A 15,720-nucleotide genomic window follows, 5' to 3' on the forward strand; every position below is an offset into this window, starting at 1 on the left:
ACCATTTTTCAAAGCATGGAGGCATGGCGGCGGGAGTTGTCTCTTTCATGGGAGCTTACTTTGACGTGAAAGCTAGGCTGAAAAAGAATTATACCCCTTTTTACTCCTCTATTTTGTCTAAGTCCCAATATGCTACCACTCATGGTGTGGAAATACTGGATTCTGAGATTGAGGTGGTTCGTGATGATGGTATGAGAATTAATCTCTCGCAGTATGCTGCCCCTTTATTTGATGAAGATGGAAAAGTGCGGGGGTGTGTAAGTGTATTTCTAGATATTACCCAGCGCAACCAGGCAGAAAGAAAATTGCAAGCTGCTAGAGATCAATTGCAGACTGTATTGGAGGCTGTACCTGGAATTGTATCTTGGGTCAGTTCTGATTTGTGCTATCTAGGTGTCAACAAGCACTTAGCTGATAGTTTTAATTTGCCTCCCGAAGCTTTTGTTGGTCAGGATATTGGTTTCTTAGCTAACGGTAATGGGTTTCGTGAGTTCGTGCAAAATTTCTTTGCTGGAGATCAATCTGAAGCATTATATGAGTTGAAATCGATAAGCGCAGATCGTAGCTATTTAATTGTGGCTCAAAAATATGACCAAAACAGAGCTGCATTTTTAATTGGCATTGATATCACTGAACAAAAGCGCGTAGAGGAAGAACTCAGACAAAAGACTGAGGAACTGGCAGAAATAAATCGAGTAAAGGATGAATTCGTCGCTGTCTTGTCTCATGAGTTACGTACTCCCATGCATAATCTCCACGGCTGGGCGCAACTATTGCTAACTGAATCTGAGATGGATGAAGCACTGAAAATTGAGGGACTGGAAACGATTGAGCGGAATGCCCGTCTACAAGTTCGCTTAATTGACGATTTGTTGGATCTGGCTAGGATGCAGAAGGGCGAGATGAATTTGGAAATCGAACCTGTTGACTTAGCAAGTGTAATTCGTTTAGCAGCAGATACTATTCGATTGTCAGCCGAAACAAAGGGCATTCAAATTCAGTTACATCTTGATACTGCTGTGTCCAATGTTTTAGGTGATGCCATTCGTTTACAACAAGTAGTTTGGAATTTGCTTTCAAATGCAATCAAGTTTAGTTCCAAGAATCAAAGTGTAGAGGTCAGGTTGGAACAAGTTGAGTCTCAAGCTCAGATTACTGTTATTGATCGAGGGAGGGGCATAGAAGCAGAATTTATACCATTCGTCTTTGAACGGTTTAGTCAGCGTGACGCTTCCACTACTCGTTCTGCTGGTGGATTAGGGCTAGGACTTGCGATCGCTCTCACAATTGTAGAACTCCACAATGGCAATATCACAGCAGCCAGTGCAGGATTCGGCAAGGGTTCGACGTTCACGGTGAGGCTACCTATCGTGACAATGACAAAGCAGTTGAGTAATGAGGAACTAGTAGTAGGAGAATTGCTGCATGGCAATCAGAAAATTGCCCAGTTGCAGAACTTGTGCATTCTGGTTGTGGATGACGATGCAGATGCTCGGATGTTAATGCAGACTGTTCTTCAGAGCGCCGGGGCAGATGTATTAGTGGCAGCATCAGTAAAAGAAGCATTGGCACTTTTAGAACAGCAATCGCCCGCTCTACTGATTAGTGATATCAGTATGCCAGATGAGGATGGCTTTACCTTGATTCGTCAGATTCGCTCCCGCACTATAAAGCAAGGGGGACAAATTCCAGCGATCGCTCTCACTGCTTTTGCTGAAGCCAAAAATGAGCAACGTATTTTAAAAGCAGGGTTTCAACTTTTTATTACCAAGCCAATTGAGCCAATGGAACTCGTGGATCAGATCATTGAGGTGTTAAAAACTTGATTGATACTAGACCTGTATTATTTGATACATTTTTCAATAAATAAGAAATTTAAGATAAGTAAAACTAATATATTAACCAAAAAGGTAATTTTAATACTATATGTAAATGTAAAAGCAACGTGAAATAACTAAGTCTAGATTTGTATTAAGAAGATTTTTTTAATATGGATAACGATAATCAGATAGACAATAACAATTTTCTCTACCAGCGCTATCGATATCTTGGTAAGTATACGCCTCAAAGTTTTTTATTCAATGCTAATCTTCAAGAATTTTCTCAACGTGTCTGTTATCTTTCTAATCTACAGACTGTGGGAAAAATTTCTTCACAGGAGTGCTATGAGGAAATTGAGTTACTCTGGCAGCAGTTAACACAGAGCTTTAAGACGCTAATAAGTGATGAGTTTGACGTAACTGAATAATTGTTACACTTGATTACCCCTGGCTTGCTAGTATTCTTTTAAATAAAAAGTTTTAGGTACTGAAACATACACAAGAAAATTTGCATAGTTCTGGGTTGACTTTGATGATTTGTCCATATTGTCAACAGTGTATACACAATGATATATTTACTGTGTACGCTGTTGACAATGTGGAAAGATATGGGCAAAAAAACCAAGGAATCGCCTATTGTAAGCTTCCGTGTGCCACATTCTGTTGTCGAAAAGTTAATTACAGAAGGCAGATTAAAGCCTAACCATATAAAGTCAGAGTTATCCAACCTAATCAAAAATGACTGGTTAACCTCTGTTGATGCTGGTGTAGAACCGACTGTGAGTGTAAATACTGTTTATGAGCAACTAGCAAAAATAGATAGAGTTCTAGAAATACTTGAGGACAATAAGCCTTTTTGCGTTGTTGATGCCAATGTAGACAGTGTTGACCAAATTAGCTTCCCTCAAAACGTAGACTCAATCTCGCCGGATAATCAGCTTGTAGAGGTTGCCAACACTAATGTACATCCCATAGAGGAAATAAATGGTGATAATAAACCTTTTTGCGTTGTTGATGAAAAGAGTATTGAGTCATTGAATTTGAAAAGAAATACTTATACGGCGCTTAAAGATGCACAAGTTAACACAATAGAAGATTTAAATAAATATGGTGTCACAGGCTTGCGAACGCTGAAAAAGCTGGGAAATAAATCTGTATCTCAGATAGTCGAAGCATTGCAAAGCCGAGGGATTGAGTTACCAGAGTTACCAGACCCGGAACACACGCCTTCTCTCTAAGCAGTAATTTTGAAAGCTATGCGCTAAGACTTGATGAGCGTTTTCAATATCGCAGTGTCAAAAACGTTGCTGGCTGTTGGGGAAAATGTCGGTTAATGGGATTTTGATGACATTTCCGCAAAGGCTGAACATACAAAGATTTGAGCGATTTAGCAACTCGCCAACAAAGTGCGATCGCATAGACTGGAAACGGGACTAAGTACAGCTTTGCATAAGTTCGTAGCGAATTGACAACTCACAGACAAAATCAATTTAGCACTCTCACAAAGATACGTACTAATATTGTGGTTTTTAGCGGCTTGTTAACACTATTGTCAACTATTTAAGAGTTGTTAACTTCCTTTCTATTTTAACCAGTGCATCACCTCTCGCGTTGCTGTCCTAGTCTGAGTAGGCGGTCATTTAAGGCGATTCTTCCTAATTCAGAAATAACCTCAACTGGAACACCAACAGATGCAGCTGCTTCTGGGATTGTTACTCTGCTATTTCGCAACAAAGATAAAATTTGCTGCACTTTAGGAACAACTGGATCGCTTTTGTTGGTGTAACCCCGATTAATAGCAATTCTCAGCCCGGTTTCAATATCATCTACTCTCGCTCTGCGATTTTTATCTATTAATAGTGTCTGTTGTCCAGCGATTGCGGTACTTTCAGAAGCCGTTCCGCGTCTACGTGCAGTGCCGAAGGCGATGCCTTCTCTACGAGAGGCTCCGCCAACGGCAACGTCTTCTGGTAGCTTGCTTCCCTGTAGGGGTACGACGAACGCATTGGCAATCTGAATACCAACATACCCAGTGTTTCTACGCACTGGAACGATATCGAAGTTGTAGAGTCGTTTTTGTCCCGTTTTGTCTACAGTTTGGACAAGTAAGTTAGTAATGGCAGTAGTGGTAGCCCCTGGAAACTTTAGCGGTTGGATTGCCCTCAGAAAAATGGTTGTAGCGCGTCCGCTTTTTAAATCTGTATCTGTGGTGTAGACCAGTCGTGAAGGATCTGCTACCAAAATGTAGGCGATCGCCTCGTCGGTTTGAGTGAAGCTAATAGGCGTAGCACGTCCTGGAGTAATTTGAACCTGAATCCTATTGCTTGCAGCCATATCCCGTTCAATCAAGCGATATGCAGGAGTTTGTGCTTGTGCCTGTACAACAGGTGCTGTCACACTGAGCAGTAATGTGCTAGTGCCGATGATAAGAGTAGCAAATTGTTTCATCGTTCAACTTTCAAAAAACTATTGACGACAACCGAGACTTCTGTACCTTCAGGTAAAAACTGGATATTTGGACGTTCTAGTAATTCCTGTACTGCTTGGTCAGAGCGTCTAGACAGACGTTCACTGACTGGACTAAAAAAGCCTTCCAACGCCGCCGCCCAAATCTGAGGATTAGAGTTACTAGTAATAGTACTTTGATTAAAAGTGCCACTAGAAACAACAGTGCTAGATTGAGTGCGGGGCTGATTCACTATGCTTCCCACCTTACCCAAACTACTGAGTAATCCAACTAACAAATCTTGTTGGGCAATATCTGTCCCCACATCATTCAGCTTTTTAGCAATTAATGGTTGCTGTCCTCGACCGCGAATTAACAAAGTCTCAGCCGGAATAGTTTCCTGTTTGACTGTGCCTTGGGAGTCAGGGTAAATAAGCGCGATCGCACTAGCAGATACCAAGTTATTCTTTTTACCTACTGCCACTGTTTTCGTTACTAAAACAGTACCAGCGGGGAGTGCCACCGTGCCATCTGTAGCTGTGAGAGGTTTGGTTAACTCGATAGCAAAGCGATCGCTGGGATTATTCCCTCCCTGATCCCAAATCATCGGCATGATAATTCTACCTGGAGCAGATGTACTCAGTGCTACTTCTTTAGTTTCATTTACATTGAGATTGGCTAGAGCTACAGGGGTGCGATTGAGGATACCTACCATTCCTGGAGTTAAGTTATCAGTTTTACTGTTAGTGCTTTTGGAGCCAATTAAAACTGTTTGAATACCAGGGTCTTCGGGAGTGGAAATGGATGCCCTAGCTGTTGGTTTCAAGCCTGTTGGAGTTTGAGTGTTCACAGCAACTTCTGACTGAGTTTCAGCTGCTTTAGAGTTACCGATTTGCGACTGTCCTAGACTAGCTAGTTGGCTCCACTGCTGGAAAGGATCGACATTACTTTCAGGCTGTCGTATTGGTGATGAAGCTTGATAACTGACAGGATTTGGAGAAATATACCGCACTACTGGGGGCGCAGGTTGAGAAATTCTTACAGGAGTTATTGGTGTTATGCGTGATGTAGGAGTTGTGCGCGGTGAAAAAGTCTCTTGAGGTTGAGATGGCCTTGGTTTGGGTTTATTTTGTAGGGTTGGACTTGGGGATTTAGCAGCAACAGGTTCCACTTTAAGTTGTTGCCGTTGGTCTTGAAACGCTAATCTGCTTTTCAGTTCGGCAGATTCATCTAAAACTGGTTCGCCTTTTGGAGATGTAGTAGGGGTTTGGACTACTTGTTTGACAGGAGGTTTCGGTTGGAGAAATCCAAACCAGATCAGTGCTACAGAGCCAATAACTATTCCCACTAAGGCAACTACTGAACCTAGTCGAACACTAGGTTTTTCTGCTAACGGTCGCTCTACCGCTCCTTCTGCATCTTGTTTCAAGCGATATTCTTCGGAAATGAGGTGATTTGCAGTAGGGTTATAACCTGCCAACAACTGCTCCTCTTCAGGGCTGATATCATCATCAGCAACCAAAGTGGCTTGGTTAGAGCGATGATTGCCGTTAGTACTGTTGAATTCCGGCGAAGAATCACCAGAGTTTTGATTTAGGTAGTCAAATTCATGGTTTTGATTTGAATTGCTCATAATTCTACCCTTTTCCTTTAGCGTCGTTGCTGAGAATTGAACTCAACCATCTTGGTAATTTGCAGTCCAGACGATCGCACTTCATAAATTTTCTGTTCTACCAGGGGGGCATCTTTACCTAAAGGAGATTGGGGAATCTCCACTGCTTGGACGGTAAAGGTGCGGTTAAAAGGAATACGTTCATCTCTACCAGTAGTTCGGTCAACTAAGATACGGGTAGCAATCATGTCTATTTCCCATTCCCCAGGTCGTACTGCTCTTGGTTCTGACAGATAGGAAATAATAGTGGTGCTACGCAGCTGACCTGAAAAGAAGCTTGTAGGAACTAATTCGGCAATCTTCGGTAGAGAAGCTTTGGCAAATTCCGGTTCTAGCAGCAGGGAAGCAAACCAAGTATTTGTGGGAATCCGCCCATTTCTACCAACTTGAATGCCTTGGTCTGGTTGATTAGTACCAGTGAGTTTGTCATCCCAGTTAAATGTTAGGGTTGTCCAATCACTAACTACCTTTTGAATTACAGCTGGATAACGCCAGTTACGATCTTGCTCGGAAATGTAGATTGTCTCACCATTTACCAACTGGGCAAAAGTCGTCTTGCGATCGGCGATTTTATTGACCCTGAAAGCGGTGAATAGAGTCAACAAAAATATCAGACCGTTAAATGCAGTTAGGCAGATAAAGCAAACAGCTAGGAGGTTTTTGGCTTCTGGAAGCAATGGAGCTTGAAGTCGTTTAATTTGCAGAGTCATACCAAATTGGCATAAGTAGTATTATTTGAAAATCCACCGAACAGCCTTGTGTTAAAGGTTTTTAATTCGTCTTGGAAAGTTCTGATGCCTGTCTTGAAAATAGGGACTAGGGACTGGGGACTTTCCGCAAAATCCAAAATCTAAAATCCAAAATTGGTATTACCCCCTGCGGAGTAGAGCAATACTGGTAGCAGTTCCAATGGCACTGCTAAAAATATCGATTAAGCCTTTGACATTGGCAGAAATGCCGTTATAAATCGCCATTCCCCCACCTCCAGCTATTAATACCGCCAAAACTGGTGCAAAAATGCTTAGGAAACATAAAAATGCGACATCAGATGCTAATTCAGCACCAGACTTTACCAGCACGACGGCTGCTAAACCTACTAAAATGTTGTAACCAAGTTGAACACCAAACAAGGAAATAAACCCTGTCAGCCACGCCCAAATAGGACGACCTTGTAATGGCAGCAAAGATAAACCAACTGCGATCGGTGCAAATAATGCTGTTAGCAACAGAGCAGCTTCCAAAATATTTACAAAGCCCCATTGCAGGGCATACAGGATAAAACGAATGATGGGGATGGCAGTATCTCGAAACACACTACCTGGATCGTTGGCAAACTGAACAGCAGTACCAATTTGACCAGGCAAAGTTCTATTCCAAAGAAAACTACCAAAATCTCGTAGTGGTTGGAGTGGAGATTTAGCTTGCTCTTCAGCTTTGGTAACAATTGCCTGTGCCTGGGCTTGCTTTGAGTTCCAGCATTCAACTAACTCTGTACCGACTTTTCCTTGACATTCGCTATAGAGGTTTTCTAACTGTTGTCTAGCGATACTGCTAATTGCCACATTGGTAATAGCATCTCGAAATGTTAGTTCACCAACTTGAAGTTGAAGAACGCTTTGCACTTGGTTGTAAGCGAAGCCTCGGATAACAGTAATTGTCTTCGCCAGCATATTGCCGTTGGCCCCCAAGAAAATCATAATCACGAAGGGCCAAACAAAGATTGATGCCAGTTCTGACCATGATTGCTTTTCAATGATTTCCTTACCAGTGGTTAGCGCCACAAATAATATGCTGGCGGCTCCCAAGGTGATGCCCAATTTAATCAAGCCAATCCATAATGCCGAACCGAGCGGATCTAAAGTAACTAGCCAGACGGTATTCCACGACTCAACTGTGGCGCGAGAAAGTTCTAAAGAACTGGAGATAATTTCTAGGGCATCGGATTCTCCGCCTGTTACTGGAAATGATTGAGCAATAATGTGCATCATGAGTGTTGAAATCAAAGCTACTGCTTGTCAGAACCAAGGGTAATGCCACCAGGCATGATCAATAAGCCCGCCTGTTGAGTGGCAGCATTGCCTGCGGCAACACTTTTACGGCGATCGGCAGTATTGATGGCTGAAAGTTCCTTGGCTGTTTGAGCGGTTAAGGTGTTACTCAATGCCCTGTCAATGCGTGCTTGCTGGGCTTCTTGAAGCATTCGCTCGTTGACGCGACTGGTAATGGCAGTCTGTTGGGATAGGTTTTGCAAAATCTGTTGGGTGACATCTAAACTTTGGGATTCCTCACCCAAGCTGACGCTTTCTTGAGTATCTTGTTGAGTAGCTTGCTTAATTTGAGCCATCTGACTTTGGGCTGTTTGGCTCAAAGTAGCCTGATTAGCGATCTCTGTGGCAACTGTTCTAGTAGCATATTTACCAAGGTCTTCACGGATACCATAAGAGCTTTGACCATTGGTTTTGTTCTCCAAAATTTCAGACAGCACGGCACCAGGATCGTTGTTGGCTGAACCGTTCATGATTCCTGCCAAAACTTTGTTTAAATCTGGAATTTGAATTGCACCCAAGGCAGAATTGAGCAAATTGCCAAAAGGATTAAATAGGTCATTTTGAGCGAAATTTTTGACATCTCCCACAAAATCACTGATTTGAGATGCTGTGTCTGAGGTGAAAATACTACTACCAGTAGTTTTATTACTAACAGCAGCAGCTACCGGATCTCGACCGTTGTCTTGAGTGCGAGCAAGGGCTGGACTGGCGATAGAACCAAGTTCAAAAATTAAAATCAGTGCTATCAATCTGATAAAGGTAAGTTTAGATTTCATGATTCACCTTCCTTAATGCAGTTTTTAGATATATCAACTTGCAATCAGGCTACTTTCAGCCTGTTGGCCATCGTTATTCTCTTGGCGATCGCCTTCTTGTTGCAGAGATGCTCCACTTTGGTGGGGCCTGTCCGCAGGACTTACCCAATCACGCAATGCTGAGGTTTGATGTATCTCTCGACCAATATGCTTAAAGCCTCTGTTTTCCTTCAAAGCTGGAATGTAAGCATCGGTAAACGCTCTCAGTCCTAACAGGTTGCCTTTAGCGGTATCTGGATATTGAGCCATCACCCGTTCTCGTGCTTCCCGTTCATCCTGGTTATTGGCAACACTGGCCAGCATCATCTCTCCAGGGTAAAAGCGGGTACGCCAGAATCTACCACCTGTTTCTACTAGCCAGCAGGAATAAAGGTCGCTGGTACGGGGCAAAAATGCTTCAGTCGCATTTTGACTGATGATATTGACGGGATAGCCCAGATACTGTTGGAAAGAAGCAATACCGCTACTGGTAATACGTCCGGTAATCCGGTAGGTCATGTTCTGCATAATTTGAGCGCCTGTCGAACACTCGCAAATGGTATCCGGGTCTTGGGACATCAGCAGAACAGCAATGCCTTCTTTTCTTCCCGTGGCACAGGTTTCGCCTATAATCTGGGCAAAGCCATCTTTACGTAATAATACGGAAAGCTCATCGCCAATAAACAAACTCTTAGGATGGGATAGTGCATTACGGATACAAGCACTATGGGCGTTAATTGCCATCAAGTAAGCATCCTGTTCGTTACTCAATCCACTGAGGGCAAAGAATTTAATCGCCGGTAATGGGGAAAAAGTGCTGGGACGAGCGATCGCTTTCCCCAACCTAGATGCTAGTAAAGCGCTAACCTGATTTTGGATTTGGTTAAGTGCCTGTCGGTCAATCTCTTCAAAGGATCTCAGATTGAGACGTTCTCTAGTGCAGAACTTGACGAAATCTGGTAGCGTGGGTATCTGCTGCCATTCTGGTGAAAGCCAGCCCATCTCAAAGGCTCGGTTATAGCGAGTAATAATTTCTGCGTCTTTTAAAAATACGTCCAAAGCTTTCACCAGTAAAGCATCAACCCGTTGAGCTAGATGGGGGTTTTCAACTTTACCCATTGCGATCGCTGTTAATGCTTTGCGAATAAAGTCCTTCCAAGATTCCATGCGCCGTTCCCGTTCTGACTTGTCGAACCGTCGCAAATCTGGCGGTTCCAGTAGGTTACTGCTGCCACTGGAAATATCGTAATATGCTCCTTGTTCGCCCAAAAGCCCAATCGCCGTCTTGAAAGTGCTGTTACCACTGGCAGAGATGTCCATACCAACAACGGGAATATTGTTCGCTAATGCCTCTAGAGCAAAGCGCCATCCCAAAACACTCTTTCCTGAACCGGAAGTACCTGTAACTAGAGCGCGTCCAATCTGCTGGTGAAATAAGTCAACATAAATAGGCTTGCCACCACGACTGGTAAGGAATTCTACACCTTGTTTATCGATGTCCTTGGGGACAGTTAGGGGCATAATCCCGGCTACAGTATGAGTATCTAAAGTTATTCTGCGTTCGCTGAGATTACCTCCGTGCAGCAACCATTTGCAGGTAATCGGCAGGGTTTGCAGCCAAATTTCCCAAGCAATATTACGCTCTCGAATTACTTTAGCAGTCTCAAAACTGTTAGCCAATAAGTTGCAAGCGTGGGTTAACTCTTGGGCACTGTGGCGGTAAACTAGAAATACAGGCGCACAGTGCAATGCTTTCGTCCCTTCATAAAGTCGTCGTTGGGCTTCAAAGGATTCCTCCTGTTTGATTTCCGCTCCAACGTCCCGTCCTTGTCCTTTGGTTATGGCTAAAGTGCGGGCTGTTTTGGATTGTTTTGCCTGACGCGCCAGGTTGTCTTGGATTAAGAAGTCATTGCTGCGGCTGATTTCAATCCAAGCTTCTGTATCGTGAACGTAGCTGGAAGCAAGGATTTTCCAGACCCACTTTAGCTGCTCTTGGGCATTAGACCAACCGACGGGGGGATCTGTTACAACCATGACTCCACAAACCTTACTTTTACCTGTCAGGTAAACTCGGTCATTATCTCCCCGATGTTCGGGACAGGCAGAGCGTCCCTGTTGTCCTTCAATCAGTAATGTACAAATGTGTTTATCGGTGGTTAGGGTTTCTGTTAACTCCAGTCCCGTCTCAGTCTCCTTCAGTGTAATGACTTGGGGAATAGGAGGTGCTGCACCCTCATTAAATCGATTCCAAAGCCACTGCCACAAATCTGTAGCATTGCAAGGTGTTACTTCTAAGCCAATTTTAGTATTGAGCAGCAATTCCCACTGAATGAATCCTTGCTGAAACCCTTGCAGTAAAAGCTTTTTGAAAAACTCCTCTTGGTAAATGCGTTTGTTCCCTGTAATCAGTTCAACTGCCCAAGAGCCGAATTTTCTACATTTTTCAATCAGTCCACCCACAAAATCCTTTTGCTGTGAACCAGCTTCATCATCGCTCGTCCAAGTACAGAAGGCAATTTGATTCCAGATTTGGCGAGAACCTGCTTCCTTGAGTTGTTCCACCCGCAATTGCTCGTTGCGAAGCAGCACAGAAACTGGTTTCAAGTGGCAATCGTCTGCTAAGGCAGTAAGTGGGGTTTGGCGTTTGTGCGGTACTCGCTTGGTAGAGCCTGTCTGTAGGGGATATGACTCAGTATCATCACTATAACAGCCTGTACAAAAAGTAATTTTTTCACCGGGAGGTAGTTCTTTCAAACCCTCTTCGATAGAGTGGGCAAATTCGCTGACTTCATTTTCATGCAGCATGTCATGCAGTCCAGCGATGCGAAACCCAAACACGAGTTGATACTGAGAGTTGCCTTTATCTAATAACAGGGCAGCCACTTCACGATCATCTTTCTTAATTTCTGCAATACAGCAGATGTTTACCTCATTTTGGAAAGGCATGAGCTTACTTTTGCCTCCATATTGATTCGGTACAATCAGCGGCTTGAATCGAATTTGTACTTGCGAGTCTGCGTAACGCCGACGCACCCACCAGGGCCGATATTCGGGAATCGGTGAGATGTAAATGCTGTTACTATTGCACCACTCTGTTCCCGGTGGATTACGCCATCGATCTAAAAACTGATGGGGCTGTTTGCCTGTGAGAATCCACCAACTGATAATTAGCCAGAATGAGGTAGCAAAGAACCAACCCATACCCAAACTGAGTAAACCATTGGTGAGAACATAGCAAACTACAATGATGGCAATCCAAGGAAGTAGCTGTTCAGCTGGAATTGGCCCAATGCTGGCTTGCTTGCCTAGAATCCGATTGACTTTGATGAATTCTCGATTGTCTTGTGCCATATTTGTATAATTCTCTGGTGCTGCATTAGTAGTCAGTCAACCAAGAAGTGACAAGTGAAGATAAGGGGGAGAATAGGACTTTCATTCTTGTCAATAACCTCTCAAAGTTTTCTAGATCAACTATGCTCATCCCCCACTGATGAATTCTGACGAATGTTTTCTGACTTCTGAATTCTTATTTAATGGGTATAAAATTCAAGTTGGGTTTACCTAATGGCTGTTGTTCCTGTGCCATTACCGACAAATATGAAAGTGATGACATCAATGGCAATTACGATGGAGAATGCTAGACCGACTTGAGTAACAATTGGTCGCCAGTCGTTACCTTGCTGTGCTTGGTTATAGGCAAATAGAGAAGCAGCAGCAACCAGCAGCAAGAATGCACCTCGGATGAGGTTAAATGTTAAACCAACAACGTTGGCATCCAAAGTGCCAGTGGAACCGCCTCCGGCTTGGGAACTTTGTTGGGCTAGATTGTTGAAGAAGCTTTCCAACCCGCTTAAGAAAATAGCTTGGGCTGGAGTTGTAAAGGTATCGAGTAAAGCGGTAACAGTGATAATGGCGGCAACAATATGCCAAAAGCGAATTTTTCTACCTAAATACTTTTCTAGAATTGGTACTGTCCGAATTACGTACCCAATACTCAAGAAAACAATGGTGGCACATCCCAAAATAGTGACGAATATGGGTTTGGTAGCTAACAAATAAATTCCAATCGCAAGACATAGTAAAATGAAAAGTAAGTCTGTGCGGTTGATTTTCAGGTTTCTCAAGTTGGTTGAAAATTTCCGAGATGACAGCAGTTTTAACTGAGAAATGTGAGATTTTGTGTTGTTCATTTTTCTCTTCTCGTTTGTAGAATTAAACTTGCATTTCTGGTTTGCTGGCTTTTCTTTGAGTTTGTTTCTGGCGTTGCCTTGCAGTATCTTTATCAGCCGGGGCTTGGGTAGAGCGAGTTGATTGCTGATTGTCCAGTAGCGTTTCTATCTCATGCAGGGGGATGCTGCACTGCAAAATCTCTGGGGGCTGCCCTGGTACTAAAACGGCATCAAGCACTTGTTCATCGTTACGATTAGGGTTAAATCCTTGAAGTAGCCGTGTATCATTGGGCAGTTTTACTACTTCAAACTCGTACTTGACTTTGCCCTTTTCAGTCCAGGTGAATGTCGGTTCATCGTTGCTGTTAAATCGGTTAGGTAGTTGTTCTTGAAATTTTTGAATCAATGCTTGGGTACTGGCTTTGAGGGCGTATTCTTCTTTCGACTGTGGCAGTTTGCAAATGCCAGTCTTTTCATCAGGGCTGAGATTGTCTTCAGCGATCGCCCACTGTCCCTGAGTACGAGTACCAGCAAAGAGTGTTTCACCTTGGGTATTTTCTAAAGCGATCGCTACTTGTTTGTCTTGTGCTTCTACCCATAAGGTTTTATTACTGGAAATGGGGATACCTGCTTGGGGAGATTGGTCAAATAACTCACCAGCAACTTTGGCAAACCCCACTAAAGCATCAGCACAGGCAGCTTGTTGTTGCTGTGCTTGGCGTTTCGTCAGATGTTCTAAAATGTCAACGTCTGCTGGTGGCTGGTTAGCAGAGTTAGGTTGGACAATATCTGCATCAGTTTCTGACTCGACAACAGTAGAATTATTTTGTGGCGTTACCATCTGTTTTTCCAATCGGCTAACTACCATTTCTAAACGGTCAAGTCGCTTGGAAAGAACTTTCAGGTAGGCTTCAATTTGGTCAAGCTGTTCGCTGACACTGGCATCCTTATTTAATTCAAATGGTTGAGATTGGTATTTGGGGTCTAGTTGGGAAGCAAGATTATCTACTTTCGAGCCGATTTTGGTAGCAGCTACAGCCAGTGGATTGTCTGTGGCTGATTCTTCAGATACAGTTTGAAAATCTTGAGACTTTTGAGACTCTGGTGAGTCCGGCTTTGCTTCTTGCAAGCGACTGGCTATGTTATCTACGCGGTCATTCTGCTGTTGGAGTTCTTTGAAAATTCGTTCCAGCCGCTTTTCATCAGCCTCGGCTGTTAGCTGTTCCAAAACTCCTTGTCCCACCGCAATTCCCAGAGATGCCAGTTGACCTGTTAAGCCTGCCAAATTCACCCCATTCACTTCTCGCCCATTGGTGGCAGCTGTGGCACTTAAACGCGAAGCTTCGTCTAGAGGCTCTCTGGATTTGGAGTTTTTGGCAGCAGTTTTATTGGTCTTAGCTCTGTCCTGAGTTTTAGGTTGTGTTTTAGGCTGAGACTTACTTTGGGTTTTAGTTGAAGTTTTGGCTTGAGTTTTAGTTTGGGCTGCGCTAACACGACTAACAGATGGTTCGTCTTCTTCATCTAAGTCATCTAGGTCATCAAGTTTGGTGTTTAAATCGTCATTTAATAGGTCGTCTAGTTCGTCGTTTGTATCATCTATTTCTTCATTTTCTTCATCTAAATCGAGCAGGTCATCTTCTAATTCATCATCGAGATCGTCTAGTTCTGTTTCAGCAAAACCGCAAATTTCAGCAATGTTAGAAGGGGTGAAGTAGTTTTCATCTTTGCTGGTAATTCCTTCGAGGTTTTTAATCAGGTATTTGCCACTGGTTCTGTGGTTGGGATCATTGGTGAGGTAGAAGCGATAGCCTCTAATCTCGTCATCATCTCCACCTCCTACACAGAGTTCTACTGTGATGGGGGCTTTACCCGATTCCTGGCTGTAGTTTTCTACATAGGCTTTAAAGTCTTCGTGGGACTGGATAGAATCATCCTGAATTGAGGATGCGATCGCTTTATCCAATGTGTTTTCAATATGGCGGAGTTTGCGGCGATCTGTCAGGTTTTCCCATGAGCGATTTTGAGAATTTTGTCTTTGCTTAGGTTTGGTCAGTGTTTTGGTAGCCATAGGTACTCAAAGCTGATTGCCTTAGCAGTTAACCTAACAAGACTTGATCTAAAAACAGCTAGACCAAATGGCGATTTATAAGTTGTCCAGTTGGCTAATGTTGACAGTTAGCAGTTTTATGAACAAATATCCTCTTAAGGATTAAGGAATTTGCGCCTATCCTATAATGTTCTAGTAAAGTTTACTAGAACAATTTAGTCTACTACCAACTGTGAGATGAACAGTACAACACAACCATTACCACCCCCAGGTGGGATTGATCCTCTCTCACTACCATCTGTCTCATTAGGAAATCGGGCGACACTTCCAGCAGTGCCAGCAGTCTACTTCTGCATAGGGGCAGACAACAAAATACTGTATATAGATTCCACACTCAATCTAAATCAAAAGTGGATTGCCAATAGTCAATACAGTCATCTCGCGGCGATGTCCGATGTTCGGATCGCTTGGTTGTTAGTAGATGAGCCTGAAAACTTGGAAGGTATAAAACAAGCCATGATTGAGTATTGGGAACCAACACTTAATGACTGGCGCTACAAACTACAGCTGATTCAAGATTTAACTATCGACGGGTGGGGCGTCACCGTGCCAAAACGGGAAAATTGTACGCTAAGGCTGAAACTTATATTAGATAAGCATTTCAGCGATACTTATTTTCTTTAACCCGCAAAGGACGCAACTGGTCAAAACTGGTAGCCTGCTT

General features: G+C 43.3%; 12 protein-coding genes. 4 read left to right on the forward strand and 8 right to left on the reverse strand.

Annotated elements, in window-relative coordinates; all coding sequences use genetic code 11:
• The 3 genes from AC1F2U_RS33610 to AC1F2U_RS33620 form a co-directional block, all read left to right on the forward strand.
• Window positions 1-1,826: hybrid sensor histidine kinase/response regulator (locus tag AC1F2U_RS33610; RefSeq protein WP_480265078.1), on the forward strand; the 1,826-nt coding region annotated here is incomplete at its 5' end.
• Between the two features lie 164 nt (window positions 1,827-1,990).
• On the forward strand, window positions 1,991-2,248 hold the full coding sequence (locus AC1F2U_RS33615) for a DUF7219 family protein (RefSeq protein WP_480265079.1): 258 nt from the start codon (window positions 1,991-1,993) through the stop codon (window positions 2,246-2,248).
• Window positions 2,249-2,386: 138 nt separating this feature from the next.
• Window positions 2,387-3,058, forward strand: a complete 672-nt coding sequence (locus AC1F2U_RS33620) for a DNA-directed RNA polymerase subunit alpha C-terminal domain-containing protein (RefSeq protein WP_480265080.1) — start codon at window positions 2,387-2,389, stop codon at window positions 3,056-3,058.
• Between the two features lie 361 nt (window positions 3,059-3,419).
• Here AC1F2U_RS33620 and AC1F2U_RS33625 read toward each other — a convergent pair whose 3' ends face one another.
• The 8 genes from AC1F2U_RS33625 to AC1F2U_RS33660 form a co-directional block, all read right to left on the reverse strand.
• Window positions 3,420-4,268 carry a hypothetical protein gene (locus tag AC1F2U_RS33625; protein WP_480265081.1) on the reverse strand — a complete coding sequence of 283 codons (849 nt, stop codon included), beginning with the start codon at window positions 4,266-4,268 and terminating at the stop codon, window positions 3,420-3,422.
• Entirely contained in the window at window positions 4,265-5,899 is a 1,635-nt protein-coding gene (locus AC1F2U_RS33630; protein ID WP_480265082.1) for a hypothetical protein, read from the reverse strand. Before AC1F2U_RS33630 ends, AC1F2U_RS33625 begins: the two co-directional genes overlap by 4 nt.
• A gap of 17 nt (window positions 5,900-5,916) precedes the next feature.
• A complete protein-coding gene (locus tag AC1F2U_RS33635; protein WP_480265083.1) occupies window positions 5,917-6,648 on the reverse strand; it encodes a hypothetical protein in 732 nt (243 codons plus the stop codon).
• A gap of 159 nt (window positions 6,649-6,807) precedes the next feature.
• Complete coding sequence (locus AC1F2U_RS33640) at window positions 6,808-7,941, reverse strand: hypothetical protein (protein ID WP_292876572.1); 1,134 nt, start codon at window positions 7,939-7,941, stop codon at window positions 6,808-6,810.
• A 2-nt stretch (window positions 7,942-7,943) separates the two neighbouring features.
• Entirely contained in the window at window positions 7,944-8,762 is an 819-nt protein-coding gene (locus tag AC1F2U_RS33645; RefSeq protein ID WP_480265084.1) for a hypothetical protein, read from the reverse strand.
• Window positions 8,763-8,795: 33 nt separating this feature from the next.
• Window positions 8,796-12,131 (reverse strand): hypothetical protein, encoded by a 3,336-nt coding sequence (locus AC1F2U_RS33650; RefSeq protein ID WP_480265085.1) that lies wholly within the window; start codon window positions 12,129-12,131, stop codon window positions 8,796-8,798.
• Between the two features lie 206 nt (window positions 12,132-12,337).
• On the reverse strand, window positions 12,338-12,970 hold the full coding sequence (locus AC1F2U_RS33655; protein ID WP_480265086.1) for a hypothetical protein: 633 nt from the start codon (window positions 12,968-12,970) through the stop codon (window positions 12,338-12,340).
• A gap of 22 nt (window positions 12,971-12,992) precedes the next feature.
• The gene (locus AC1F2U_RS33660; protein WP_480265087.1) at window positions 12,993-15,017 is read right to left on the reverse strand and encodes a hypothetical protein; all 2,025 of its coding nucleotides are present in this window, start codon (window positions 15,015-15,017) and stop codon (window positions 12,993-12,995) included.
• Window positions 15,018-15,233: 216 nt separating this feature from the next.
• Here AC1F2U_RS33660 and AC1F2U_RS33665 point away from each other — a divergent pair, with 216 nt between their 5' ends.
• On the forward strand, window positions 15,234-15,680 hold the full coding sequence (locus AC1F2U_RS33665; RefSeq protein ID WP_480265088.1) for a hypothetical protein: 447 nt from the start codon (window positions 15,234-15,236) through the stop codon (window positions 15,678-15,680).
• The last annotated feature ends 40 nt before the right edge of the window (window positions 15,681-15,720 follow it).

The organism is Nostoc sp. LEGE 12454 (assembly GCF_056620565.1).